Source organism: Halopseudomonas salegens (assembly GCF_900105655.1).
Lineage (GTDB): Bacteria > Pseudomonadota > Gammaproteobacteria > Pseudomonadales > Pseudomonadaceae > Halopseudomonas > Halopseudomonas salegens.
In genome coordinates this window covers 784,980-809,527 of the sequence record NZ_LT629787.1, presented here as the reverse complement: position 1 = coordinate 809,527, position 24,548 = coordinate 784,980, and the positions used below count along the sequence as shown (strand labels likewise).

Below are 24,548 nucleotides of genomic sequence, written 5' to 3'. Positions count from 1 at the left end.
AGGAGCCAGCAAGCTCAGTAGCGCCGTTCAAGAATCAGCACTGAGCCCCGGTCCTCCATTCGCAAGCGACTGAGAAAGCTGTTGCCGAGCAATACTTCGGTCGGGAAGCCGCCCTCAAGTACCAGGCCTTCCACCTGGGTCAACTCGATTTCACCGATGCGCACACGATTCAGGGTCACCAGATAACCGGGGACATTTCCGCTGGCAGTGGTTGCCTGCACCATGGTGCCGCTACGATAATCGAGGCCCATGCGCGCCGCCTGCCGCGAGTTCAGGGCAACACTGGTGGCGCCGGTATCGACCATAAACTGCACACTATGGCCATTGATCGACCCCGTGGTTCGGAAATGCCCGCCCTGGCTGCGACCTATGCTGACAGATTGCCGCTCCGGCTCGGCAAAACCTTCGCTGTAATCGCGCTGAAGACCCAGCACCCGTTCACGACCATTGATGCGCAGAGTCGCTGTACGGCTGTCAGCCGTGACCAGTTCAACGCCCTGCACTGCTGGCCGTCCGGCCCGCAGCATATGCCTTTGACCGTCAATATTGACCACCGCGGCATTGCTGAACAAACCGACAACGCGCACCTCAGGGTCAGCCCATGCCGAGCCAGACAGCCCGATCAAGGCCAGTAGCACCATCCTGCCTAGAAGATTCATTGTGACGTTCCTGTCAGGGCCCATGCCCGGTATCAGATCAAGGGAGCCTCTGAATAACTCCTTGCGTGCTCAGCGTGACCTGAAGCGTGCAGATGCTGGGCTTGGTTGCGACGTGAAGGCTGGTTGCCTTTACGAGCAACAAAGTGCCGCAGATGTGCGCTTCAGGCCTCGCCCTTCGGGGCTTTCAGGCTGACACGTACTCATCGTTGCAATTTTTTGCTGGATCGACATACACCGACAAAATTGCGCCTTGATTACGCGCCAGCCTGAAAGCCTGAGCTGGCAAGGAGTTGTTCAGAGGCTCCCAAGATTAGCAGCCATTCTGCCAGCAGCAAAACCACCAGGGCCATTACCCCGGCAATCAGATCATCCAGCATGATGCCGAGGCCGCCGCCGACGCGCCGATCAACCCAGCCAATCGGCCAGGGCTTCCAGATATCGAACAGGCGGAACAGCAGGAACCCTGCCAGCAACCAGCCCCAGCCCGGCGGAGCCAGCAGCATGGTCAACCAGAGGCCGACAAACTCATCCCAGACAATGCCGCCATGATCGTGCACACCCAGGTCCCGGGCGGTACGATCGCACAGCCAGATCCCGATCAGGGTGGTCACTACCAGCACCGCAATATAACCGGCCAGGGGCAATTGTTGCCAGAGCAGGACAAAAGGGACTGCGGCCAGCGTACCCCAGGTACCTGGGGCCTTGGCGATAGCCCCACTACCAAAACCAAAGGCGAGGAAGTGCACCGGATTGCGCCATACCGACGCGGGGGCGTGGGGTTGCCCGTTGGGTGTGTTACTCATCGGCAGCTCCTGCTGAGGATGGGGAGAAATGTTGATAGCCGGCAGATCCGCTGACGGCCTGCAACCCCTGACCACTATCCAGCCAGACACCACTCCCCGCCTGAACCTTGCCGATGACCTGAATGTCAGGCTGTTCGGCACGCAAGGCTGCAAGCATGGCGGCAGGCAGGCTGAACAGCAAGCGGTAGTCATCCCCGGCGCGCAGCATCCATTGGTTGCGGACATTCTCCGGCCAGGCCTGCAGAGCTTCCGAGGCTGGCAGGGATGATTGCTCGATATGCACAGCCACACCGCTGGCAGCCGCTATATGCGCCGCATCGGCCAGCAGGCCATCGGATATATCCAGCGCTGCAGTGGCGCGGCCGCGCAGGGCGATACCCAGGTCCAATTGCGCACGCGGGCGCCAGAAACGCTGGTGCAGGTAATCACCTTGCACCTGGCTGAGCCCGTCCGGCAGTGGCTGCTGCAGTGCCAGTTGCAGGCCGGCACCACCGTCGCCCAGCGAGCCGCCGACACAGAGCAAATCCCCCGGTTGCGCACCACTACGCCGCAAAGCCTGACCGTCAGGCACCTGACCCAGTACGCTAAAGCCCAGATTAAGCGGTCCACGGGTGGTATCGCCACCGATCAGATTGATCCGGTGATCCTGCGCACACTGCGCCAACCCGGAAGCAAAACCAGCCAGCCAGTCGGCAGCGGTATCCGGGAGCGTCAGGGCGAGGGTAAAACCGAGGGGGGCAGCGCCCATGGCAGCGAGATCACTGACGGCGGCCGCCAACCCGCGGTAGGCAATATCAGCGGGTTGAAAGGTCAACGGGAAGTGAACACCGGATACCTGGCTATCGGTTGAGATAACCAGATGCTGGCCTGGATCGATGTGTAACAGCGCGGCATCGTCACCGATACCGAGCAGGGGGAGGGATTCGGGGGCAGCAGCGGTCAGGGCTGACTGCTGAAAGTAGCGGTGAATCAGTTCGAATTCACCGCTGACGGATGCGCCGTCCTGGCTCATCCTGATTCAGCCCCGGCGTGGCGCGTTGAATTCCACGCTACGCAGACGCGGCGCCAGCTTGTCGAGAATGCCATTGACATACTTGTGGCCGTCGGTGGCACCGAAGGTCTTGGCCAGTTCGATGCCTTCGTTGATCACCACCCGGTACGGCACATCAAGACGCTGGGTCAGTTCGTAGACCCCGAGGCGCAGAATTGCCAGCTCGACCGGATCCAGTTCCTTCAGCGGGCGATCCAGCACGTCACCCAGGTGATTGTCGATCACATCCAGGTTCCCGGGCACGCCACTGACCAGTTCACGGAAGTAAACCTCGTCGACCTTGCTGAAATCATTGTCGACCAGAAACTGGGCAACCAGCTCATGAATCGGCAGGTCAGCCATCTGCCAGGCGTACAGTGCCTGCATGGCATAGCTGCGCGCTTTGCGCCGGGCGGATGGTTTGGGTTGACCGGAGCGGCCCGGTCGTGCCTGCTGCTCGCTCACTCAGGCCCCCAGCTGTTTGATCGCACTGACCATTTCAATCGCTGACAAGGTGGCTTCAGCACCCTTGTTACCGGCCTTGGTGCCGGAACGTTCAATGGCCTGCTCGATGCTGTCGACAGTCAGCACACCGAAGGCAACCGGTACGCCGTATTCCAGAGAGACCACACCCAGGCCCTTGACGCACTCACCGGCCACATACTCGAAATGCGGGGTGCCGCCACGAATCACGGCGCCGAGGGCAACGATGGCGTCATACTGCTTGAGTTCGGCCACTTTCTTGACCATCAGCGGCATTTCGAAAGCACCCGGCACGCGCACGATGGTGATGTTTTCGTCTTTCACGCCGTGGCGTTTGAGCGTATCGAGGGCGCCGGCCAGCAGGCTTTCCACCACAAAACTGTTGAAGCGGCCAACCACCAGGGCATAGCGGCCTTCTACGGCAACGAAATCGCCTTCGATAGTACGGATTGCAGTCATGACAAATCTCTCTGAATTTAAAGAACGGGCGGCACGTGCAAGTGCCGCCGGGGATGCATTTACTGACGTGGCAAGTATTCTACTACTTCCAGGTCAAAACCGGATATGGCATTGAACTTCATTGGTGTCGACAGCAGGCGCATCTTGCGCACGCCCAGATCACGCAGAATCTGCGAGCCGGCACCCACGGTGTTGTAGGTAGCCGGGCGACGAGCAGCCGGGACTTCTTCGCCGGACAACTTGCGGACATGATTGAGCAGGCCATCGCTGTCGATATGATTACCCAGCAAAAGCACCACACCGCTGCCATCGGCGGCAACTTTTTTCATCGCGTCCTGCAGGCTCCAGCGACCCGGCTCCTGCACCATCAACAGATCGCGCAGCGGGTCGATGTTGTGGACACGCACCAGGGTCGGCTCTTCCGGAGCAATCTCGCCCTGGGTCAACGCCAGGTGGATCAGGCCCTCCAGACTGTCACGATAGGCAATCAGGTTGAACGTGCCCAACTCACTGGTCAGCGTCTGTTCGGATACCCGCTGCACGGTACGCTCATTCAGCAAGCGATAGTGAATCAGGTCGGCAATGGTACCGATTTTCACGCCATGCTCTTCGGCAAACGTTTCCAGCTCGGGGCGCCGCGACATGGTGCCGTCTTCATTCATGATCTCGCAGATTACCGCAGCCTCCTCGAAACCCGCCATACGGGCCAGATCGCAGGAAGCTTCGGTGTGCCCGGCTCGCGCCAGCACACCACCGGGTTGAGCCATGAGCGGGAAGATATGGCCCGGGCTGACGATATCCTTGGCGACGGCGCCAGGCGCCCCCGCGGCTTGCACGGTTCGCGCCCGGTCTGCCGCAGAAATTCCGGTGCTGACACCCACTGCCGCTTCGATCGAGACGGTGAACTTGGTGCCGAAGCCTGAGCCGTTGCGCTGTACCATCAAAGGCAGCTGCAAACGTTCGCAGCGTTCCAGACTCATCGGCATGCAGATCAGCCCACGACCAAAACGGGCCATGAAATTGATGTGCTCAGGCTGTACTGCCTGCGCAGCCATGATCAGGTCGCCTTCATTCTCGCGATCTTCATCATCCATCAGGATGACCATTTTACCGGCACGAATGTCTTCAATGATTTCTTCGATACTGTTCAGCTGCATGCGGCCCTCCCGGGCACTTGATCAGGACTTGAGGAAGCCGTTGTCGGCCAGAAAGGCCATACTGATGTTGCTGTCGGTACCAGGCTCGGCGGCCTTGTCACCCAGCAACAGGCGTTCCAGATAACGGGCAATCACATCCACTTCCAGATTCACCGTCGTACCGGGCTGGTAGTCGCCCATCACGGTTTCCTGCATGGTGTGCGGCACGATATTCAAATGAAAGATAGCACCTTCAACGGCATTGACCGTGAGACTGATGCCATCGACGGTGATCGAGCCTTTCTCGGCGATGTATTTGGCCAGGCTTGCCGGCGCTTCGATACGAAAGTGCCAGGAGCGCGCATCCTGCTCCAGGGTCAACACCTTGCCGACGCCATCGACATGGCCGCTGACCAGATGGCCACCGAGTCGTGAAGCCGGCGTCAACGCCTTTTCCAGGTTGACTCGACTGCCTTCCTTGAGGTTGCTCAGGGCGCTGCGCCGAATGGTTTCCTGGCTGACATCAGCCCAGAAGCCATCACCCGGCAGCTCGACGGCAGTAAGACACACCCCATTGACGGCGATGCTGTCACCCAACTTGACGTCAGACAGGTCAAGCTTGCCGGTGTGCACATAGAGACGCACATCGCCACCGCGCGGCTGCATGCGTTGAATCTGGCCAACGGCTTCGATGATGCCAGTGAACATAGTCGGGTTGCTCGCAGAAAATGGAAAACGCGGCATTATACCCAAGCCGGGGGCGATTGGCTGCCCCTGCAGTGTCACCGTGTGTCGGCGGGGCCGGCAAAATGCGTGCGACCAACCTCAGGTGGCCGCAGGACGCGCGCGAATCAGCCAGTCATTACCCACGGCGCGCAGCTCTTCGATGTGCACATCCCGGGCTTCGCTCATCTGCGTAAAGGGCAGCTCGAGCAAGGGCCGGGCACTGCTGCCGAGCAGGCGCGGAGCCATATAGACCAGCAGTTCATCAACCAGCCCGGCCTGCCAGAAGGCCGCGGCAAGACGCGCGCCGGATTCGACCAATACTTCGTTACAACCTCGCTGGGCCAGAACGGTCAGCAAGCGATGCAAATCTACCTGGCTGGCGTCGGCATTCGGCAGCGCCAGCAATTCGCTGCCGACAGCCTGATAGTCGCTCTGGCGCTGATCGCTCAAGGTCGCGACCAGGGTAGGACCTGCCAGTTGAAACAGTCGCTGTTGCAAAGGCACGCGCAAGCGACCATCAATCAGTACCCGCAAGGGCTGACGTTCGGCCGCCAGCGCTGCTTCGGCGGCCGGCAGGCCGAGCTGCTCCTGGCGTACCGTGAGCGCCGAATCATCCAGCAGGACGCTGTCGGCTCCGCTGATCACCGCGCCACTGCGTGTCCGCCAGCGCTGCACATCGGCGCGGGCAGCAGGCCCGGTAATCCACTGGCTTTCGCCACTGGCCATGGCCGTGCGGCCGTCCAGACTCATGGCCAGCTTCAAGCGCACCCAGGGCAGGCCCTGCTGCATGCGTTTGATGAATCCGGGGTTCAACGCCCGCGCATCGGCTTCCTGAACGCCACTGGTGACGGCAATACCCGCCGCCTGCAAACGTGCCAACCCCTGGCCGGCCACCTGCGGATTGGGGTCCTGCATGCCCACCACCACGCGGCTGACGCCCGCACGAATCAAGGCATCGGCGCAGGGTGGTGTCTTGCCGAAATGGCTGCAGGGCTCCAGAGTGACATAAGCGGTTGCGCCACGGGCCAGCTCGCCAGCCTGCGCCAGCGCATTGACCTCGGCGTGGCCCTCCCCGGCGCGCACATGCCAGCCCTCACCGACGACCTGCGCATCACGCACCAGGACACAACCAACCCGTGGATTCGGTTCAGTGGAATACAACCCCTGTCGTGCCAGTTGCAACGCGCGCAGCATCCACTGCTGATCACTCATCGGGTTGACCACCACGGGATAAACGCTCGATTTCCTCGCGGAACTGATTCAGATCCTGGAAGCGGCGATACACCGAAGCGAAGCGGATATAGGCCACTTCATCCAGCTGCTTGAGCTCGTCCATGACCATTTCACCCACCACCATCGCATTCACCTCACGCTCACCGGTGGCGCGCAAGCGGTGCTTGATGCGGCCGATGCCCGCCTCGATCTCTTCCACGCTGACCGGGCGCTTTTCCAGCGCACGCTGCATACCGGCACGCAGTTTGTCTTCATCAAAGGGCTGGCGACGGCCGTCCTGCTTGATCAGGCGCGGCATCACCAATTCAGCGGTTTCAAAGGTGGTAAAGCGCTCCTGGCAGGCCAGGCATTCACGCCGGCGGCGCACCTGATCACCTTCAGCGACCAACCGCGAGTCAATCACCTTGGTGTCAACGGCACCACAAAAGGGGCAATGCATGGCAAGTTTCCTGAACCGGTGAGTATCCGCCCATCTTACCCGCTGGCGCGCAGTGAATAAACGCTGATTGACCAGCCCGGCGCAGGCCTTAGAATCAACGCGCAATGCTCCGTGCACAAACCTGGACAGATGGCCGGCAATGCCGCCAGACAATGAGGCTGATCAAGGAATGTTTGTTGCGTCAAAGACCACCATGCACAATCAACTCGAAGCCAGCCTGCAGCAGGTATTGCCAGCGGCGAAGCTGACCATCAGTGCCCTGCCCGGCCTGCCGGAGATACGGCTGTGGCTGCTCGACCCGGAGAATCTTGACCGCGCTTTCGCCAGTGAAGAAACCCAACGTCTGCTGGAATCACCACCCTACTGGGGCTTTTGTTGGGGTAGCGGTCTGGCATTGGCACGCTGGATTCTGGATAACCCGGACCACGTTCGCGGCAAGCGGGTGCTGGATTTTGGTGCCGGCTCCGGCATTGTTGCCATTGCGTGTGCGCTGGCCGGGGCAAAAACCAGCATTGCCTGCGATCTCGATCCGGCAGCGCAACTGGCCAGCCGGTTGAATGCTGAGCTGAACCAGGCCGAGATCGGGATTGCCGGCGATTATTTTGCCTGCAGGGATTCCATCGATCTACTGCTGGCCGCAGACGTTCTCTACGATAGCGACAACCACCCGCTGCTTGACCATTTCACCCGCCGCGCCCGGCAGACGCTGATTGCCGACTCCCGGGTGCGCGACCTGCAGCACGCCGATTTTCGCAAGCTGACAACCCTCAACAGCCAGACCTGGCCGGATCTGGGCGAGCCGCTGGAGTTTCGTCAGGTGGCTTTGTATGGGAGTGGCTGGTTTTGCTGAGAGGGCGTCCTGGTGGATTTTCTCGCTACTCCCAGCTTGATTTCCCCCCTCCACGCCCCCACTATCCCGGCATGTAAACCGCCCCCTGGACACCCTTATGTCAGACTATATTTTTGATGTCAGCGAAGCGGACTTTGACCGCTATGTAATCGAGAACTCGCACCACAAGCCGGTGCTGGTGGATTTCTGGGCCGAATGGTGTGCCCCGTGCAAGGCTTTGATGCCGTTATTGGCGAAGATTACCGAGGATTATGCCGGGGAAATGCTGCTGGCCAAGGTCGACTGTGATGCGCACCCGGGCTTGACCCAGCGTTTCGGTATTCGCAGCCTGCCCACCGTCGTCCTGTTCAAGGATGGTCAGCCGGTGGAAGGTTTCAGTGGCGCGCAACCGGAAAGCGCCATTCGTGAACTGCTCGCCCCCCATGTCAGCGCTCCGGTGATTGATAGCGAAGCCACGGATATTGGCGCCCAGGCCGAAGCCCTGATTGCCGCAGGGAACCTCGCAACCGCCACTGAATTGCTGCAACACGCCCTGACCGATACGCCGGATGACCGTCTCTGGCTGCTACTGGCCAGCGCCCTGGCCGAACAGGACCTGCTGACCGAGGCCACCGAAGCGCTGTCGCGCCTGCAGGACAAGGACGCCAATCGTCAGGCCATCAATGGCATCAAGGCGCAGATCAGTTTCCGTCAACAGGCCAGTGACCTGCCGCCCCGCGAGAGCCTGGAACAGCGTGTCGCCAGCAACCCGTCCGACAGTGAAGCGCTCTATCAGCTGGCAATCATTGATCTGGCCGCGCAGCAAGCAGAACAGGCCCTGCCACGTCTGTTGACATTGTTACAGCAGGATCGCGGCTATGCCGACAACAGTCCGCAGCGCACGCTGCTGGAAGTGTTTGATCTGCTTGGTAATGACCACCCGCTGACCATCGAGTACCGGCGCAAGCTGTACCAGGCATTGTATTGATCAGCCGGGGCAGATATGGCACTGGCCGGGATTAAGGTTATAAGATAACATCAAAGCATCTTTAACCCGACCACGAGGACTTCCCATGCGCGTACTGCCCCTGATTGCCGGTGGATTGCTGACCAGCCTGGCCTTTGCTCTGCACGCCCACTCCGACCATGGTCATGGGCATACCGAACATGATCACGACAAGCACCAGCACGACCATGGCGATAGCCTGGCCGCCCATGCCCACGGCGTAGCCCATCTGAATCTCGTCCTGCAAGGCGCTGAACTGGCCGTGGAACTGGACAGCCCGGCGGACAACATTCTGGGCTTCGAGTACCTGCCCACCAGCAACGCCGATAAAGCTACCGCCAAAGCCGCCATGGACACGCTGCGCCAGGCCGACGCAATCATCAGCCTGCCATCGACGGCTGACTGCGCGCTGGATGACGTCACCCTGAAGAGCCCGATTTTTGCGGCGCTGGAGCAAGAGCACCATCACGGTCATGACCATGACCACCAGCATGAAGATGGAAAATCCGCGCACAACGACATCAGCGCCCAGTATCAGTTTACCTGCAGCAACCCGGATGCCCTGAGTGCCGTTGAAGTGAGCCTGTTCGAGCACTTTCCGCGCACCGAAACCGTTATCCTCCAGGCCATCACCCCCGGCGGCCAGCAGGGTGGCGAGCTGAGCGCCGGCAACAACAGCATCCGCTTCTGAGACGACAGGGGCCGGGCAACCGGCCCTTGTTGCCCAGAGTAGCAGCCGCTACTCTGCTCCTCTGTTTTCCATTGCTTGACCAGGGAGCCGTCCATGTCCTCACCGGTGATCGAGCTCACGCATATCACCTATGCCTGGCCCCGCCAACCAACCCTGCTGGACATTGAGCAATTGACCCTGCGGCCGGGCGAAAAGGTCTTCCTCAAAGGCCCCTCCGGCAGTGGCAAAACCACGCTACTGGGTCTGCTGGGCGGCGTCTATCTGCCTGCTACCGGCCAGATCAGCCTGCTCGGCCAGGATCTGGCACAGCTGTCCTCGGTTCGCCGCGACCGCTTTCGGGCTGACCATACCGGCTATATCTTTCAGATGTTCAACCTGCTGCCCTACCTGTCGGTGGTCGAGAACGTGGTGCTGCCCTGCCGTTTCTCACGCGTGCGCCGTGAACGCACCCTGACCCGGGCAGACACCCTGGAGCAGGCGGCACTGACCCTGCTGGGCCACCTCGGCCTGCACGATGCCGCTCTGCTGGCGCGCCCGGTCACCGAACTGTCGATCGGCCAGCAACAGCGGGTCGCTGCGGCCCGTGCCCTGATCGGCAGCCCGGAGTTGGTGATTGCCGATGAGCCCACCTCGGCGCTGGATGCCGACAGCCGCGAAGCCTTTTTGCAACTGCTGTTCCGCACCTGTGACGAGGCCGGCAGCAGCCTGCTGTTTGTCAGCCACGATGCCGCACTGGAAAGCCTGTTTGATCGCAGCCTGTCGCTGCCGCAGCTCAATCGCGTGCCCCAGACATCGGAGGCAATCTGATGTACTTGCTCACATTGTCTTTACGCAGCCTGGCCAACCGCCGCTTTACCGCGCTGCTGACGGTGCTGGCCATTGCCCTCAGCGTGACCTTGCTGCTGGCGGTGGAAAAGGTGCGTACCGAAGCTCGCGCCAGCTTTGCCAATACCATCGCCGGCACGGACCTGATTGTTGGCGCCCGTTCCGGCTCGGTGCAATTGCTGCTCTATTCGGTCTTTCGCATCGGCCATGCCACCAACAATATTCGCTGGGACAGCTACCAGTTCGTCAGTGACCACCCGCGCGTCGCCTGGACCATCCCCATCTCCCTCGGTGACTCCCATCGCGGCTTCCCGGTGATGGGCACCAACCGAACCTACTTCGAGCGCTATCGCTATGGTCGCCAACAGCAACTCGACTTTGCTGCCGGCACGCCTTTTGACGATTTGTATGATGCGGTACTGGGCGCCGATATCGCCCGCGAACTGAATTACCAGTTGGGCGACAAGCTTGTGCTGGCCCACGGCACCGGCGCCGTCAGCTTTGTCGACCACGATGACAAACCCTTTATTGTCAGCGGCATTCTCCAGCGCACCGGTACACCCGTCGACCGTACCGTGCATATCAGTCTGGAAGGTATGGAAGCCATCCATGTGGACTGGCAACAGGGCATGCCTGCACGCGGCAGCGCGGCTGTCAGCGCCGACGAAGCGCGCGAACTGGACCTGACGCCGAGTGCGATTACCGCCATGCTGGTCGGGCTGGAAAACCGCGTCAGTACCTTTGCCGTGCAACGGGATGTCAATCAGCACCGCGGCGAGCCATTGCTGGCGATTCTGCCTGGTGTGGCATTGCAAGAGCTCTGGAGCCTGCTCGGGGTGGCTGAAAAGGCCCTGTTTATTGTCTCCATATTTGTCGTACTCACCGGCCTGGTCGGCATGCTCACCGCCATTCTGACCAGCCTGAACGAGCGCCGTCGGGAGATGGCAATCCTGCGCTCGGTCGGTGCCAAACCCCGACACATCTTCGGCCTGCTGTTGCTGGAGGCGGCCAGCCTGGCGCTGGCCGGCATCCTGCTCGGCCTGGCCCTGCTGTATATCGCGCTGGGAATTTCTCAGCCCTGGATCTTGTCCAATTATGGTGTCCATATCGGCATCAGTGCGCCAGGACTCTATGAAGCCAAGCTGCTCGGCGCTATTCTGCTCGCCAGTATTCTGATGGGCAGCGTGCCGGCCTGGCGCGCCTACCGCCAATCCCTGGTGGATGGCCTGTCGATTCGTACCTGAGAGGTTTGTTATGTGGCGATCTACCGCCAGTGCCGTTATCAGCCTGATGTTGCTGGCCCTGCAGCCTGTGTTGGCCAACGTGCAGGAACTGACCTGGTTCGATCTGGTGCCGCCAGAGGCCAGGGATATGATCGGCACACCCGAACCCATGCACGAGATGGGCGACCTCGCCGACATGATGGAAAGCGAGTTAGGCGACCCGGCGGTGCAAATGGAACCGCTGGCCCCGGTGGTCAATGATCTGCACGGCAAACATATCAAGTTGCCCGGCTACATAGTGCCGCTTGGTATCACCGCGGAGGGAAAGGTGGATGAATTCTTGCTGGTGCCCTATTTCGGCGCCTGCATTCACGTGCCGCCACCGCCATCCAATCAGATTGTGCATGTGCAGAGTCAGCAGGCCATTGCTCTGGCTGACCTCTATCAGCCGTTCTGGATCAGCGGTGAAATGCAGGTAGACCTGGTTGAAAGTGAGCTGGCCAATGCCGGCTACCGTATCAGCGGAGCGGATATCGAGCCCTACGTCTACTGAACCCTCCAGCCACGCTCAAGCAGCGCTCTCAGGCGCACCAGCAGCAAACCGGCCAACAGGAACCAGCTGCACACCCAGGTGTACACCAGCAGCAGAAAGCCGGGGCTGCTGTCGATGGCAATGACACGGTTGGCGCGTCCGACCACCTCATCGGCACCGATCACCGAGGCAGTCGCCGAGGCCATCAACACAATCAGAAAATACTGCAACCAGGACAAGGTAAACACCGCGCGGGCACTGGCCAGCCGCATGCGTACCTGGCGACGGTAGCCCAGCGTCTGGTCCGAGGCAAAACCAATCACCGGTATGGTCAGCGCCAACACGGCTTTCAGCCACAGCGGCAACAGAATCACCTGGTCTGCTACCACTACTTCGACCGGCAATACAAAGGCCACGTAAAACAAGAGCACGAAACTCGGTACATTGCGGCACACGCTGGTCAGCACACCTGCGGGGGCGCGCAGCGACCAGATCGGCTGATCGCGCAGCCAACCGAGAGCACCACCCAGCAGGGTGCCGAACAGCATGGCCAACAGGCTGATCAACAGATTCCAGACGAAACCGCCCAGCAGCCAGGGCGTATGTTCCAGCAGCAAGGCTAGCGCAGACATCGCAGCAGCCCCCCCATCGCCAGACGCAAGAGTGCCATGATCAGCAGCACGAAGCCGAAATAGAACAGCAACAGCAACGTCATCAACCCGGTTGCGTTGGCACCTTCGGCAATCAGCGTGTTGACCACGGAAATGATTTCCGGCACGGCAATGGTGCTGGCCATGCCCGCTGCCTTGACGATATTCACCAGAGTCGAGACCAGCCCCTCGTAACTGCGGTCGATAGCCGCCGCCAACAGCTGCCGCAACGACCAGTCCGGCTTTTCAAGCCGCAGCTGACTGAGTGCCGGGGCCAGCAGTGCCGCATTGGTCGCCCCGGCGTAACAGGAGAACACCAGGCTGGCGACCAGCACCCCGCCGGGTGACCACCCGAGACCGCTGAGCAACAGGCCTCCGAGCCCGAAAAAAACGATATACAGCTGCAGAATCGGCGGTGTCATGCGCGCCAGCGCGATAAAGCCACGAATCAGTCGTTGTAGCAGCCCGGTCAGCGGACCACCGCGCAACAGGCTTTCACACGCGGCGAACAACACGCCGGTCAGCAGCGAGCCAAGCACCGCCAGGCCAGCAACCAGCAGCGTGAGCAGCAATCCGCCCAACAAGCGTTTCTGGTTGAACGGGTCAGCCAGCGCCACCAACTGCAGACCACTCGCACGTTGCAAGCGATCCAGCCAGGGCGGTAGCGGGTGCCTGCCGGTCACGTCGGCCGCGCTTACGGCATGCTCGGCACAACCGGCATCGAACAAGTCCTGCAACCCGGGGTGACAACGCCGGGCACCGGCATCATCCCGTGCCAACCAGCGCGCCTGCTGTCTGTGCAGGAAAGCATTCGGCGGCAGCTGCCAGGCGGCCTGCAGCTCATTCAACAGCCCCTGACGATGCCAATCGGCGACGATTTCTGCTACCTGACGACCAAGCGCGGCATCGCCTTCCCCTTTGGCCACCGCCACCGCCCAGGGGGTGGTGAAAATGCGCTCATCCAACAGGCGATACTCGGCCAGCTCGGTGGTGTGCAATAGTGGCAGCAACGCAGTGTCGTCATAGGCCCAGCCGACACAGCGGCCATCCTGAAGCGCCATCAGCGTATCGCGTGTACCGGGGAAGACCAGCGGCCGGATACCGTAGCGTTCAATCAGTTCACGATTGAAATAGGCCCCCTCGGTCAGACATACCGGACGTCCGCGCAAAGACTCCCAGCCAGCAACGGACACAGCCTTGTGGTGCAGCAGGGAGACGCCACTGGCGTAATAATGCGGCTCGATCATATCCACCATGCGGCGACGCGCTGGCGTATCGCTGAGGGTGGCAATCACCACATCCACCATGCCCTGCTGCAACCGTTGCAGGCGATTGGCAGAGGTCACCGCCTGCAATTCCAGCGCTACGCCAAGGCGTGCAGCCAGATCGGCGGCCAGGTCAGCTTCCAGACCCACAATCCGGGTATCCCGCGCCACCATGCCCCAGGGTGGGTAATCAATTTTGACCCCGACCCGCACGACCCCGCGGCGCTCAATCAGGGCCAGCCGGCCAGCATCCTCGGTGACCATTCCCGCTACAGCCATCTGACCAGGCCCGGTGGCCAACCACAGCAAGCCAATCCATAGAACCGCTATCCACGAGCGCAGCATCATGACCTGACCCGGGCCACAGCAAGCAAACCATAACCGTAACGGGCAGGTAACCGGTGACAGAGCCAACGATCCAGAGGCTGTAAACGCGGCCAGCGTGCTATCCAGCTTTCCGGCAACATACTTTCTGCATGCAGTCGCTCCAACCGGAAGCCGGCCTGCTGCAGCTCTTGTTGCAAGCGAGAGGCATCAAACAACTGGTAGTTCAGGACAATAGATTCACCCTTGACCCGACGCTGATAGCGGATACTTGCCCCACTGCGAATTTGTCGCCACCAGAAACGCCGGTAACGGTTGGGAACCGAGAGCAGCAAGCGGCCTGTGCCGGCGTTCAGACTGAGATGCAGTTGTTGCAAAACCTTCTGTCGCTCGGCACCCGAGGGCATATGTGCCAGTACGCCAAACAGACAGAGCACCAGATCCAACTGGCCGAACGCTTGCACATGGGCGGTTAACACTGGCCCGTCAGAGGTGAGCAGGTGCACCACCCCCGCATCGGCCGGCAAACGGGTGCGCAAGCGTTCCAGCGCGGCTTCGCTATTGTCCAGCCCCACCAAACGGCCGGCCTGATCCAGTAACGGCAGCAAATAGCGGCCACTGCCACAACCAAAATCCAGCACATGGCCACGGGGAGGCAGATGTGCACGAATCAGCTCCAACACTCGCTGGTTGGGTCGCGGATAACGCTGATCATAGTGACCACTGGCGTGATACTGCTCATAGGCTTGCTGCGACTGCTGACTGCCTGACATGCTGCCTCTTTAATCGACTATTCTCCGCGCTAATCCGGCGCGATACTGCCACTGCCCATATACTCCTGCACCAGATAGCGCCATTCCGGGCTGCGCAAGCGTTGCAAAAGCGCACGGTCAATGGCATGGCGCAGCTCTGGCCGCGCCGGATTGATACCCCAACCGTAGGGCTCATTGCGATACACCTCGGACTGAACCTCGATGCGTCCATGGTATGCCGGCAGGCGAGCCAGATAGGTGAGTTGCGCCCAGTCGCCAAGGACCACATCCACCTCACCCCGGGCCAGCCGCTGCATCGCTTCATCCCAGGTCGGTAGCAATAGGCATGTGCTATCCGTCGTCGCCAGCTCTGCGGGCTGACAACGTACCGTCGGCAGATCAGCCACTGCGCCAAGAATATCGGCCATCGCGTCATCATTGTTGTCAAGCAGTGCGGCACGGCGGTGGAAAGCATAGGTAGGACCGGCATCTGCCTGCGGATTGAAATAGCGGCTTTGCTGCCAGGCAGCGCTGGCAGTCGACATTTCCTCGATGAAATGCTGCGCGGTAGAACCATGCAGGGTGGCAACCCGCAACTCGCTCAATTGCTCCAGAGTGATATCGCGGCTTGCGCCAATCGAACCGATCAGGGCGGCAGTCAAGACGCCAAAAATGGCAGCTGAAAGGACCGCACCGAGAATCGCCATAATCATATCCAGCGACCGCCCCAGCGTGGACTTGAAATCAACGCTCATGGTGTACAAGCCAGTGGTGCGAATAATGGATTCCATCATGTAGCGATAGCCGCGCATGACGCGCGGCTCAGTCATGATGTCACCGGCATGACGGTGATCACGCAGAGCACGAGAGAACAGGAAAGCAAAAAACATATTGAGCAGCAAAAAAATCAGAATCGCGCGCGGCACACCGGGTTGGGTAATGGTTTGACCAAGGATACGCAGCGCATGACCGAAATCGATGGCACTGCCCTGGGGAACCGCCACGGTCAGGCCGGAACTGAGATATTGCTGGGAAAAGTCGATGTTTGCGAGTCGCTCGGCAGTAATCGTCAATGGCGAAATCACCACGTCGAGCCGGCCCTCTGCCAGAGCCACCAGCTGCTGCCGCAGATCACACTCGACAAACTCACTGCTGACCATCAGGCCCTGCGCCTGCAGATCCTGCTCGATGCTGCGCCAGAGATCAACCGCCAGACCCCGCAAACCGCGAATACTGTCCTCACTGACAAAGGGCGGGGCCAGCCGGATCCCTACCGCCACATCGGCGTCCCCGGTGCGTTGACACTCGGCATGTGCCAAGCCCGAGAGGCCCAACACAGACAAAAAAATCAGTACGCGGAAACCGCTGAAGTTACATCCCTTGAACATCCATAACCACGCGCTGCCAGATCCGAGTCAATCTTCGGGTTGATTGTTTCGCGCAGCATAGGCTGGTTGCAACATGCAATTCAAGGGCAAAAGGCCGCTACTGCCTAATTATCCAGCTCGGTATATTGGCGTGCATAATGACGCCACTCGGCAATCTGTTGCCGTTGTCGGCTATTGGCATTGCTCTCGGCCCGCTCCAGGATCGTCAACAAGGCTGGCCAGTCAGCCTGTTGCAGATGCAGCCCGGCAACCTGCAGCCAATGTTCCGATCGGCCACTGGCTTCGGCAACCCGTGTCCAGGCAGCAAGCGCACGATCATGATCGCGCGCTTGCTGCCATAGTTGAGCCAGCTGCCGTTGGCGTTGTGGCGTTGAAGCCAGCAAGCCGGCCGCCATCAACTCTTCGGTCAATCGCGCCGCCTGCCACGGTGCACCCGCCTGTACCTGCAAGGCAATCAGGTTGTCCATGTCCTGCTCGCTCAGATCCAGGCCCGCCTCGCGGGCCAGGCGCAAGCTGGCCGCTGCGGCACGTTGTTGCCCCGCCAGACTTTGCAACCCGGCCAGTTGGCGCCAGGCACTGACGCTACCCGGGTTACGACGGACCAACACCTGTTGCCAGTCCGCCGCTGCCCGAAAGCGCTGCAAACGGTGATTGAGACCAACCAGCAACTGGTACCAGATATCCTCCGCGCCGGCATCGGCGGACACGACCTCCTCGGCCAACGGCAAGGCGGCGCGGTACTGGCCGGTCTGCATATAGGCCTGGACCAACAGACGCTTGCTGTTCAGCGGTAAGGGTTCCCTGTTCCGAGCCACCACAAACAGCTCGATTGCTGCTTGCGGTTGCTCATCAAGCAAATACAGCTGAGCCAGATTGAGCCTGTCCTGACGGGCAACCTCGGCAGCCAGTTGCTCGCTTTCCAGGGCTGTGCGCAAGGCACGAATGGCTGTCGGATAATCATCCGTGGCAATTGCCAGATAGCCCAGGCGCTGATGCAACAAGGCCGCTTCCAGCGACTCGCTGTCAGTGTCCGACAACGCCTCGCGCAGGGTTTGCCTGGCTTGCGCAAGATTGCCTTCAGCTTGCGCCTGCCGGGCACTGGACAATGCGTTATACACTGCAGGCGCAATCGACTGGGTTTGCGCCTGCAAATGGATCAGCGGCAACAGACACAGCAGCAACAACAAAATCCGCATCAACGACTCCCGTCAAGACGAAAATACAGCGTTTTGGTCGCTTCCCGCGCGACCGCCTGCCCACCTTCCCGGCGCGGGGTAAAACGCCACCGCATCGCAGCCCGACGTGCCTCACGATCAAATACACCCGGTGGCTCGGCATGCACGACGCGCAGATTGTCCACCCGCCCCTCGGCAGTGATGGTAAAAGCCAGAGCAACTTCACCTTCGATACCGGCAGCCAGCGCCCGCTGCGGGTAATTCGGTGGAATCTCCACCAGAGGCGTCACCTCTTCACTCGGGCCTGGCGCACTCTGCTGCGCCGATGCAGCAGGCGCTTCAACACTGGCCATTTCCAGATTGCTTGGAGAAGGCGCAGCATCCAGGCTGATTGCGCTGGGCAATTGTGGCAAGGCAATATTCAGTTCAACCTGGGGAGCCACCTCTGTTTGTGGCGGCTGCGGGGGTTGCGGGGGCTCAGGTGGCTGTGGCTCGGGTGGTGGTTCCCGGCGCTGGCGTTCACGTTGTTCGGTATCCGTGTCGCTGAGGCTGCGGACAAAACCAACCCGTGCCAGCTCTTCATCCGGCAGTCGGTTGTCCCGTGGCGGGCTGACCAGCGCCAGCATCAGCGCAAACAGCCCCAGAGCCACCCCGAGTGCGACAACAAAACTCAGCAGCAGGCGCATCAACGACCCTCGGCAGTCGCCGCGAGTGCGACATCGGCAACCCCGGCCAGGCGAACCTGATCCATCACCTGAATGACCAGGCCACTGCGCGCGTCCTGATCCGCCTGGACCACCACGCTGCTATCCGGCTGATCGACTCGCAGACGTTCCACTGTGGCGCGTACGGCACGAATATCAACCGGCTGGCGATCAATCCATATCTCACCCTGCGGGTTTACTGCAATCATGATATTGCCGCGCGGCTGTTCGGATGCACTGTCCGCCGAAGGCGTCTGTACGGTAATCCCGGATTCCTTGATAAAGGAACTGGTCACAATAAAGAAAATCAGCATGATGAAGACCACATCCAGCATCGGCGTCAAATCGATACCGGCTTCTTCCTCACTGCTGCTATGCCGTCGCATGCGCATGCGTTCGCTCCTCGCTGTATCGCAGGCGGTCGGTCAACCGCTGCAGGGCCCGACGTGACTGTTGATCCAGTCGAGCCAGACAAAACAGGCCGCTGATGGCAATCACCATGCCGGCCATGGTCGGGATAGTCGCCCGCGATACCCCGGCCGCCATGGCGCGGGGATTGCCCTGACCGCTGAGGGCCAGCACATCGAAAACCTGAATCATGCCGCTGACGGTACCCAGCAACCCGAGCAAGGGGCATAGCGCAATCAGCACGCGCACCAGCGGCAGATAACGGATCAATTCCTGTTGGGCCTGGGCCAGCCAGGCGGCCCGCACCTGCCGGGCTGCCTGGCTGCTGCGATCACTGCGCGCCTGCCAGCGCTGCTGCCATTGCCCGGCCTGGCGCGGAAATACCCGGGCCAGGAACCACAGCCGCTCCAGCATCAGGGTCCAGAGCAGGATGCTGACCAGCAGAATGCTCCACAGCACCCAGCCGCCACTATCCAGAAAGTCGCGCAGCAACCAGAGCCCTTCACTCACGCGGGCGCTCCTCCCCCAGATGCAACGCAATCAGTCCGGCACTTTGCTGCTCCAGCAACTGCACCAGTGATTTGCTGCGAGCAGCGACCAGTGCGTGCATGAACAACAACGGGATCGCCGCAATCAAACCGAGCACGGTGGTCACCAATGCCTGGGAAATCCCCCCGGCCATCAGTTGTGGATCACCAGTACCGAACAGGGTGATCGCCTGGAAGGTCGCAATCATGCCGGTCACTGTACCCAGCAAGCCCAGCAGGGGAGCGACGGCAGCGAGCAGCTTGATCAGCCCTTGCCAGCGCTCCAGCGCCGGCGTTTCCTTGAGAATCGCTTCGTCCAGCTTGAGCTCCAGGGTATCCAGTTGCTCCAGCCGTGGATGGCTGCCGATCACGCCGAGTACCCGACCCAACGGGTTGTCGCTGCGCAGGTGGTCCAGATCGGCGATCTGTCGATTGACCTTTTGCTGAATACGCTGCAGCCAGACCAGCCTGCCCAGCGCAAGCAATACCCCCAGTACACCCAGAAATACGATGACATAGCCGACCAGCCCGCCCTGCTGCACCCTATCGAGCAGACTGGGAGTACGTTGCAACTGGTTGAGCAGGTTGCCCCGGGTGACATCGACCCAGAGGTCAGCCACATCATTGCGTGGGGCAACGAAATCATCGATGAGCCCACGCCCGGCCGGTTGCCGTTGCGGCACCTCGAACTGACCAGCTTCAGCGGTATAACTCAGATACTGACCATCCCGCAGTGCCATAAAGGGTCCGACATGCACTACCTCGGCCTCTTGCTGCTGGCCATCCAGCCCCACCACCGGGGCATTGAAGCGAGCAATGCGAGCACTGGCGGTCATGTCTTCCTGCAGCAGCAGCCAGAAATCTTCCAGCGACTCAGCGGTCGGCACCCGGCGACTTTCTGCCAGCTGCTCAAGGATTTCCAGGCGTTGCGGAAAGCGTACGTTAAGCAACGAGTCCTGCCATTGACTTCGTGTATCGCCAGCGCTCTGGCGCACTACGCCAAAGAGCTCGCCCAGGTTCCCGCTGCGCTGGGTCAATTCTTCCTCACCAGCAGTCAGGGCAGCATCCAGCTCATCAAAGGCCTGGCGCAGGGCTTCGGCCTCGGCTTCCAGCTCGGCCAGCTCCGCTTCAGCTCTTTGTACGCGAGCTTGTTGCTGCCCGCGTTCGGCAATAAAGGCTTGCTCACGGGCCTGCATGGCCTGCTGTTCGGTACTGCGCAACTCGCGCATATCCTGCAGCAGGCGATCCAGATCCGGACTGTCGGCCAGAGCAAGACTGCTGACCAGCCCCACTATCAGAACCAGGCTCAGTGTCAGGCTCTTGTGCTTGGCAATACGCATCAGTTGCCCTCCCCGGCGACAGTGGGTGTTACCGGTTTCAGCGGCAGGCGCAACATCTCCGGGGTCTGTTGCTGGCGGGCAATGCGAATACCCTGTTCCAGAGCGCGCCGGTAACTTCCGGGCAAGCTGGTCCAGCGCTGGGCACTGGCATCCCAATAGCCTTGCTCACGGCTATCGAGGCTCTGGAAATAAAGCATGACCCGCCCCAGGCGGAGGAATTCAACGGTTCGCTGACCCTGTTCGACCTTCAGTGTGCCGCGCCAGGCTTCCAGGGTGCGGCCATAGTCGCTCTCGATCTGGTAGGCCTCGATCACCCGCCGATATTTCTCCGCTACGCTGACATCGGCCCGGTCCATCAACGTGTGCAAGTGATTGATCCGCGCTGCGCGCTCTTCGGGCAGAAACGGCAAATCCAGAGCGACGAATTGCTCCAGGCTGCTGACCATCTGTTGCAATAACGGCAGAACCGCGCGCTGGGTTTGTTCGATACTGGCCAGCTGCTCTTCGAGGCTGGCCAGCTCGTCACGCTGGGCTTCGACCATTGCTGCCATGCGCGTGTTGTAATCGCGCAATTGCCGGCTTTGCAACAAGGCATCACGGTAGCGTTGCAGAGCCTCGCGGGCGGCATCGTCAAGCTGATCGATGCGCTGTTGGGCTGCCGCTGCGTCGCGCTGCAAGGCCTCGCTTTCCTGCTGGGCATCCTGCAACCGCGTATCAGCCAGTACTACAGCTGGTAACAGCAACAGTCCAATTAACCACCCTTTCATTGCCTTCCCCCAATGCGCATTGCGCGCCACGAACTCTAAAAGAGAAGCATTATCATCTTTATGCGACAACCAATGCAACCCGCAGGTTGCCGATACCTGCGGTCAACTGTCGCAGTCACGACAACCAAAAAATTGCTGCAGATCAATAACCCACCCACTCGCAGCCCCTAGTATTGCTCCTGCCAACACTCAAAGGAGACATAACTATGTCGCGCTTCACCACTCAACTGGCCGCTGGCCTTCTGCTTGCCCCCGCCCTGCTGGCTGCTTCAGTGGCCCAAGCCTACCAGGCCGGCGATATCATCGTTCGCGCTGGCGCGGTAACTGTCGATCCGCGCGAAAGCAGCAGCACCCTGAAGTTTGACGGTGCCTCGATTCCGGGAACTGGCGCAACCGTTGACAGCGACACCCAACTGGGTCTCAACTTTGTCTACATGCTGAACAGCAATCTGGGTATCGAGCTTCTGGCTGCTACTCCGTTCAGCCACACCGTCGGCGTCAAAGGGCTTGGCGGCGGTCTGGATGGAAAGCTGGCTGACATCAAGCACCTGCCACCCACTTTGAGTGCCGTATGGTATCCGCTGCAGCATCAATCGGCTTTCCAGCCGTATGTCGGCGCCGGCATCAATTACACCACCTTCTTCAGTGAAGACCTCACCGGCACCCGTAAGGCACAGGGTTTCAGTGGCCTTAGCCTGGATGACTCCTGGGGTCTGGCGGTGCAGATCGGTGCTGATTACATGCTCAGCGACAACCTTATGCTGAATGCCCAGGCTCGCTACATCGACATCAGTACCGATGCCTCTGTCAATGGCCCCACTGCACTGGGATACCAGCAAACCAAGGTAAAAGTGGACATTGATCCCTGGGTCTACATGGTCGGTCTGGGCTACAAGTTCTAAGCTCCAGTCGCAGACAAAAACGGTCGCCCATGCGGCCGTTTTTTTATGCAGTTATCTTAACTCGCCAGCAAATGCACCAACTGCGCACGCCAGGGACGCGGCTTGATACCGAACACATGCATCAGACGCTTGTGCGTCAAGGCGGCATTCTGTGGCTGATGACCTGCCATGGATTGTTCGAAAAAGGGGGCCGGAATGATGACCGGGTCTTGCTCCAACTCGCCACTGGCCAGCAGCTCCTGGGCGAGGCTTTTGGCCAGGCTTATCCAGCTGGATGCCTCGACACTGCCATAATGATAGGTGCCTTGCACTGCGGCAGCGCAGTCCACCTGTCGCAGCATGGCAAAGATCACTCGCGCCACGTCAGCCACCGGCGTCGGATTACCCCGCCACTCTTTGGCCAGTGCCAGACTGTCTCCAGCACACAGTTGATGTCGCAAACGCTGCAAATGACCATCAGCGCTGTTATCCAGCACCCAGCTCAAGCGCAGTATAAGATGCCGGTCATTCGCGCGGCGCAGTTCACTCTCGAGCAGGTGTTGCAAACGACCCAGCGCATCCAGCGGCGCCACTTCGTCCTTTTCAGCATAAGGCGTGGTTTTTTCACCATCAAAAACCCGTGCGCTGGACAGCATCAACAGCCAGCAGCCATGCGCCGTTGCAGCCTCCATCAGCCGTTCATGAAAAGCCTGCAAATGCTGCAGATCCGCCACAGCGGGTACATCACACTGAAACTGCTGATGAAAGTGCGCCAGATTGACCACCACATCGGGGCGATCCTGGTCCAGCCAGCTATTCAGTTCGGCAGCGTCCCAGCCTGCTGCCGGACAGCTGCGTGCCAGCAGGGTGACACCCTGCATGGCCGCCAGTGCCTCTAATTCCTGCCCCAGGGTGGTTTCCGCCCCCACCAGCATTACCCGCTTGCGCATTCAACCACCCTTGACCAAACCAAAACGCTCATGCGCAATAATGTAGCACTTTCATCGCCCCTCAGGCATAGCTGATCAGGTGCTGATTGGCTTCATTGTCCAGGTGAGGAATGTTGTTGAAGCTGCTCAAGCGCATGGAACGCGGGTTGAATACGCAATGGATCAGCGCCGTGTTGCGCGTCTGCAAATTTAGCTCAACCATGGTTTCGCTGGGTGCTTGCAGCAACTGGCGCACCAGCATGGCGATAGCTCCACCGGAACTGACCGCCAGTACTTTCTTGCCGATGCACTGCTGCATGATGTCATTGCGTACTCTCAGCATGCGCTCCTCAAACTCAACCCAGGTTTCCGGCAGGTTGCCTTCCAGCTCACCGCGGGACCAGAGGATGATGCCCTTGCGCAGGCGCTTGAAAAAATCGGCTACAGCCGGCTTCTCCGGCAATGCTTGCTCGGGAAACTGGACCAGAAAGGCTTGCAGGATGCTGTGAAAATCGAACTCGTTGAGTTCCGGGCGCACCTCAAAACCATCGGTATCGATTTGCATACCGCTGCAGATGCCCTCGGCAGTTTCCCGGTGGCGTACCATGTCGCCGAGCAGAATATGATCAAACTGCATATTCCTCTGGCGGAAATATTCACCCAGCAAGACTGACTGCTGGTGCCCCATGGGCGAGAGTTGATCGTAGTTATCGGTACCAAACGAGGCCTGGCCGTGGCGCACAAAATAGACCTGGGACATGCAGATTCCTGTTCACTGGTATAAAAAAACCCGGTTGCGGGAGGATGCTGACCATCCTCCGGCATACCGGGCATTCAGGACAGGTTCATTTCAGAACGGAATATCATCATCGAAGCTGTCGTAATCGGGCGTTGCCTGCTGTGCTGCAGCGGGCTGCTGCTCAGGACGTTGCTGTTGCGACGGCTGCTGAGGCTGCTGACGCGGGGCAGACTGCCGTGGAGCCGGCGCATCGCCACCCTGACTGCGGCCATCAAGCAGCTGCATCTGGCCGCCCAGATCAACGACTACCTCAGTGGTGTAACGCTTGACACCATCCTTTTCCCACTCGCGGGTCTGCAGGCGGCCTTCCACATAGAGCTTGGAGCCCTTGCGTGCATATTCACCCACCACTTCGGCAACGCGACCAAAAAACACCACCCGGTGCCATTCGGTTCTTTCCTGCATCTGGCCGCTCTGCTTGTCTTTCCAGCTATCCGTGGTTGCCAGGGTGATATTGGCTACGGCATTGCCATTGGGCAGGTAACGCACATCCGGGTCACCACCCAGATTGCCGATCAGAATTACTTTGTTTACGCCTCTGGCCATCTTCTTCTCCTTGCGGGCG

At 60.2% G+C, this 24,548-nt stretch carries 28 protein-coding genes and 1 pseudogene; 7 read left to right on the top strand and 22 right to left on the bottom strand.

What is annotated here, in order from left to right:
• Nucleotides 1–14: 14 nt before the first annotated feature.
• From BLU07_RS03610 to nrdR, 9 genes are all read right to left on the bottom strand, one after another.
• The gene (locus BLU07_RS03610; RefSeq protein ID WP_231701682.1) at nucleotides 15–659 is read right to left on the bottom strand and encodes a retropepsin-like aspartic protease family protein; all 645 of its coding nucleotides are present in this window, start codon (nucleotides 657–659) and stop codon (nucleotides 15–17) included.
• 254 nt (nucleotides 660–913) lie between these two features.
• On the bottom strand, nucleotides 914–1,462 hold the full coding sequence (locus BLU07_RS03605) for a phosphatidylglycerophosphatase A family protein (protein ID WP_092384241.1): 549 nt from the start codon (nucleotides 1,460–1,462) through the stop codon (nucleotides 914–916).
• Entirely contained in the window at nucleotides 1,455–2,474 is a 1,020-nt protein-coding gene (gene thiL, locus BLU07_RS03600; protein WP_092384239.1) for a thiamine-phosphate kinase, read from the bottom strand. Before thiL ends, BLU07_RS03605 begins: the two co-directional genes overlap by 8 nt.
• Nucleotides 2,475–2,480: 6 nt before the next feature.
• Nucleotides 2,481–2,957 (bottom strand): transcription antitermination factor NusB, encoded by a 477-nt coding sequence (gene nusB, locus BLU07_RS03595; RefSeq protein WP_231701681.1) that lies wholly within the window; start codon nucleotides 2,955–2,957, stop codon nucleotides 2,481–2,483.
• Complete coding sequence (gene ribH, locus BLU07_RS03590) at nucleotides 2,958–3,434, bottom strand: 6,7-dimethyl-8-ribityllumazine synthase (protein ID WP_092384237.1); 477 nt, start codon at nucleotides 3,432–3,434, stop codon at nucleotides 2,958–2,960.
• Between the two features lie 59 nt (nucleotides 3,435–3,493).
• Nucleotides 3,494–4,591, bottom strand: a complete 1,098-nt coding sequence (ribBA, locus tag BLU07_RS03585) for a bifunctional 3,4-dihydroxy-2-butanone-4-phosphate synthase/GTP cyclohydrolase II (protein WP_092384235.1) — start codon at nucleotides 4,589–4,591, stop codon at nucleotides 3,494–3,496.
• A gap of 21 nt (nucleotides 4,592–4,612) precedes the next feature.
• Complete coding sequence (locus BLU07_RS03580; RefSeq protein WP_092384233.1) at nucleotides 4,613–5,278, bottom strand: riboflavin synthase; 666 nt, start codon at nucleotides 5,276–5,278, stop codon at nucleotides 4,613–4,615.
• Nucleotides 5,279–5,395: 117 nt separating this feature from the next.
• A complete protein-coding gene (gene ribD, locus BLU07_RS03575; protein ID WP_092384231.1) occupies nucleotides 5,396–6,508 on the bottom strand; it encodes a bifunctional diaminohydroxyphosphoribosylaminopyrimidine deaminase/5-amino-6-(5-phosphoribosylamino)uracil reductase RibD in 1,113 nt (370 codons plus the stop codon).
• The gene (gene nrdR / locus BLU07_RS03570) at nucleotides 6,501–6,968 is read right to left on the bottom strand and encodes a transcriptional regulator NrdR (protein WP_092384229.1); all 468 of its coding nucleotides are present in this window, start codon (nucleotides 6,966–6,968) and stop codon (nucleotides 6,501–6,503) included. Before nrdR ends, ribD begins: the two co-directional genes overlap by 8 nt.
• A 193-nt stretch (nucleotides 6,969–7,161) precedes the next feature.
• Here nrdR and BLU07_RS03565 point away from each other — a divergent pair, with 193 nt between their 5' ends.
• The 6 genes and pseudogenes from BLU07_RS03565 (at nucleotide 7,162) to BLU07_RS03540 (ending at nucleotide 12,095) form a co-directional block, all read left to right on the top strand.
• The gene (locus BLU07_RS03565) at nucleotides 7,162–7,818 is read left to right on the top strand and encodes a class I SAM-dependent methyltransferase (protein ID WP_092384227.1); all 657 of its coding nucleotides are present in this window, start codon (nucleotides 7,162–7,164) and stop codon (nucleotides 7,816–7,818) included.
• A 64-nt stretch (nucleotides 7,819–7,882) separates the two neighbouring features.
• A pseudogene (gene trxA / locus BLU07_RS03560) lies at nucleotides 7,883–8,785 on the top strand (thioredoxin); the annotation flags it as partial.
• A gap of 85 nt (nucleotides 8,786–8,870) precedes the next feature.
• On the top strand, nucleotides 8,871–9,494 hold the full coding sequence (locus BLU07_RS03555) for a DUF2796 domain-containing protein (protein ID WP_092384223.1): 624 nt from the start codon (nucleotides 8,871–8,873) through the stop codon (nucleotides 9,492–9,494).
• Nucleotides 9,495–9,587: 93 nt separating this feature from the next.
• Nucleotides 9,588–10,301 carry an ATP-binding cassette domain-containing protein gene (locus tag BLU07_RS03550; RefSeq protein ID WP_092384221.1) on the top strand — a complete coding sequence of 238 codons (714 nt, stop codon included), beginning with the start codon at nucleotides 9,588–9,590 and terminating at the stop codon, nucleotides 10,299–10,301.
• Nucleotides 10,301–11,563 carry an ABC transporter permease gene (locus BLU07_RS03545; protein WP_092384219.1) on the top strand — a complete coding sequence of 421 codons (1,263 nt, stop codon included), beginning with the start codon at nucleotides 10,301–10,303 and terminating at the stop codon, nucleotides 11,561–11,563. Before BLU07_RS03550 ends, BLU07_RS03545 begins: the two co-directional genes overlap by 1 nt.
• 10 nt (nucleotides 11,564–11,573) lie before the next feature.
• The gene (locus tag BLU07_RS03540; protein ID WP_092384217.1) at nucleotides 11,574–12,095 is read left to right on the top strand and encodes a DUF3299 domain-containing protein; all 522 of its coding nucleotides are present in this window, start codon (nucleotides 11,574–11,576) and stop codon (nucleotides 12,093–12,095) included.
• Here the strand turns inward: BLU07_RS03540 and BLU07_RS03535 are convergent.
• From BLU07_RS03535 to BLU07_RS03490, 10 genes are all read right to left on the bottom strand, one after another.
• On the bottom strand, nucleotides 12,089–12,706 hold the full coding sequence (locus BLU07_RS03535; protein ID WP_092384215.1) for an ABC transporter permease: 618 nt from the start codon (nucleotides 12,704–12,706) through the stop codon (nucleotides 12,089–12,091). The two genes, BLU07_RS03540 and BLU07_RS03535, sit on opposite strands and share 7 nt — an antisense overlap.
• The gene (locus tag BLU07_RS03530) at nucleotides 12,694–14,337 is read right to left on the bottom strand and encodes a transporter substrate-binding domain-containing protein (protein WP_092384213.1); all 1,644 of its coding nucleotides are present in this window, start codon (nucleotides 14,335–14,337) and stop codon (nucleotides 12,694–12,696) included. The genes BLU07_RS03535 and BLU07_RS03530 overlap by 13 nt, the downstream gene beginning before the upstream one ends.
• Entirely contained in the window at nucleotides 14,334–15,086 is a 753-nt protein-coding gene (locus BLU07_RS03525; RefSeq protein ID WP_092384211.1) for a class I SAM-dependent methyltransferase, read from the bottom strand. The genes BLU07_RS03530 and BLU07_RS03525 overlap by 4 nt, the downstream gene beginning before the upstream one ends.
• A 29-nt stretch (nucleotides 15,087–15,115) precedes the next feature.
• Nucleotides 15,116–16,345 carry a transporter substrate-binding domain-containing protein gene (locus tag BLU07_RS03520; protein WP_157719070.1) on the bottom strand — a complete coding sequence of 410 codons (1,230 nt, stop codon included), beginning with the start codon at nucleotides 16,343–16,345 and terminating at the stop codon, nucleotides 15,116–15,118.
• 212 nt (nucleotides 16,346–16,557) lie between these two features.
• Nucleotides 16,558–17,649: a tetratricopeptide repeat protein gene (locus BLU07_RS03515; protein WP_092384207.1), complete on the bottom strand. Its 1,092-nt coding sequence runs from the start codon at nucleotides 17,647–17,649 to the stop codon at nucleotides 16,558–16,560.
• The gene (locus BLU07_RS03510; protein ID WP_092384205.1) at nucleotides 17,649–18,314 is read right to left on the bottom strand and encodes an energy transducer TonB; all 666 of its coding nucleotides are present in this window, start codon (nucleotides 18,312–18,314) and stop codon (nucleotides 17,649–17,651) included. Before BLU07_RS03510 ends, BLU07_RS03515 begins: the two co-directional genes overlap by 1 nt.
• On the bottom strand, nucleotides 18,314–18,724 hold the full coding sequence (locus tag BLU07_RS03505) for an ExbD/TolR family protein (protein WP_092384203.1): 411 nt from the start codon (nucleotides 18,722–18,724) through the stop codon (nucleotides 18,314–18,316). Before BLU07_RS03505 ends, BLU07_RS03510 begins: the two co-directional genes overlap by 1 nt.
• Nucleotides 18,705–19,250 carry a MotA/TolQ/ExbB proton channel family protein gene (locus BLU07_RS03500; RefSeq protein WP_172830087.1) on the bottom strand — a complete coding sequence of 182 codons (546 nt, stop codon included), beginning with the start codon at nucleotides 19,248–19,250 and terminating at the stop codon, nucleotides 18,705–18,707. The genes BLU07_RS03505 and BLU07_RS03500 overlap by 20 nt, the downstream gene beginning before the upstream one ends.
• Nucleotides 19,243–20,607 (bottom strand): MotA/TolQ/ExbB proton channel family protein, encoded by a 1,365-nt coding sequence (locus BLU07_RS03495; protein ID WP_092384201.1) that lies wholly within the window; start codon nucleotides 20,605–20,607, stop codon nucleotides 19,243–19,245. Before BLU07_RS03495 ends, BLU07_RS03500 begins: the two co-directional genes overlap by 8 nt.
• Nucleotides 20,607–21,374 (bottom strand): DUF3450 domain-containing protein, encoded by a 768-nt coding sequence (locus tag BLU07_RS03490; protein ID WP_092384199.1) that lies wholly within the window; start codon nucleotides 21,372–21,374, stop codon nucleotides 20,607–20,609. Before BLU07_RS03490 ends, BLU07_RS03495 begins: the two co-directional genes overlap by 1 nt.
• A gap of 206 nt (nucleotides 21,375–21,580) precedes the next feature.
• Here BLU07_RS03490 and BLU07_RS03485 point away from each other — a divergent pair, with 206 nt between their 5' ends.
• Nucleotides 21,581–22,276, top strand: coding sequence for an OmpW/AlkL family protein (locus BLU07_RS03485; protein ID WP_092384197.1), 696 nt, complete (start codon nucleotides 21,581–21,583; stop codon nucleotides 22,274–22,276).
• Nucleotides 22,277–22,332: 56 nt separating this feature from the next.
• Here the strand turns inward: BLU07_RS03485 and BLU07_RS03480 are convergent, their stop codons facing one another.
• From BLU07_RS03480 to ssb, 3 genes are all read right to left on the bottom strand, one after another.
• Complete coding sequence (locus BLU07_RS03480) at nucleotides 22,333–23,205, bottom strand: sugar nucleotide-binding protein (RefSeq protein WP_092384195.1); 873 nt, start codon at nucleotides 23,203–23,205, stop codon at nucleotides 22,333–22,335.
• Between the two features lie 61 nt (nucleotides 23,206–23,266).
• Nucleotides 23,267–23,944, bottom strand: a complete 678-nt coding sequence (locus tag BLU07_RS03475; protein WP_092384193.1) for a histidine phosphatase family protein — start codon at nucleotides 23,942–23,944, stop codon at nucleotides 23,267–23,269.
• Between the two features lie 90 nt (nucleotides 23,945–24,034).
• On the bottom strand, nucleotides 24,035–24,529 hold the full coding sequence (ssb, locus tag BLU07_RS03470; protein ID WP_092384191.1) for a single-stranded DNA-binding protein: 495 nt from the start codon (nucleotides 24,527–24,529) through the stop codon (nucleotides 24,035–24,037).
• Nucleotides 24,530–24,548 lie beyond the last annotated feature (19 nt).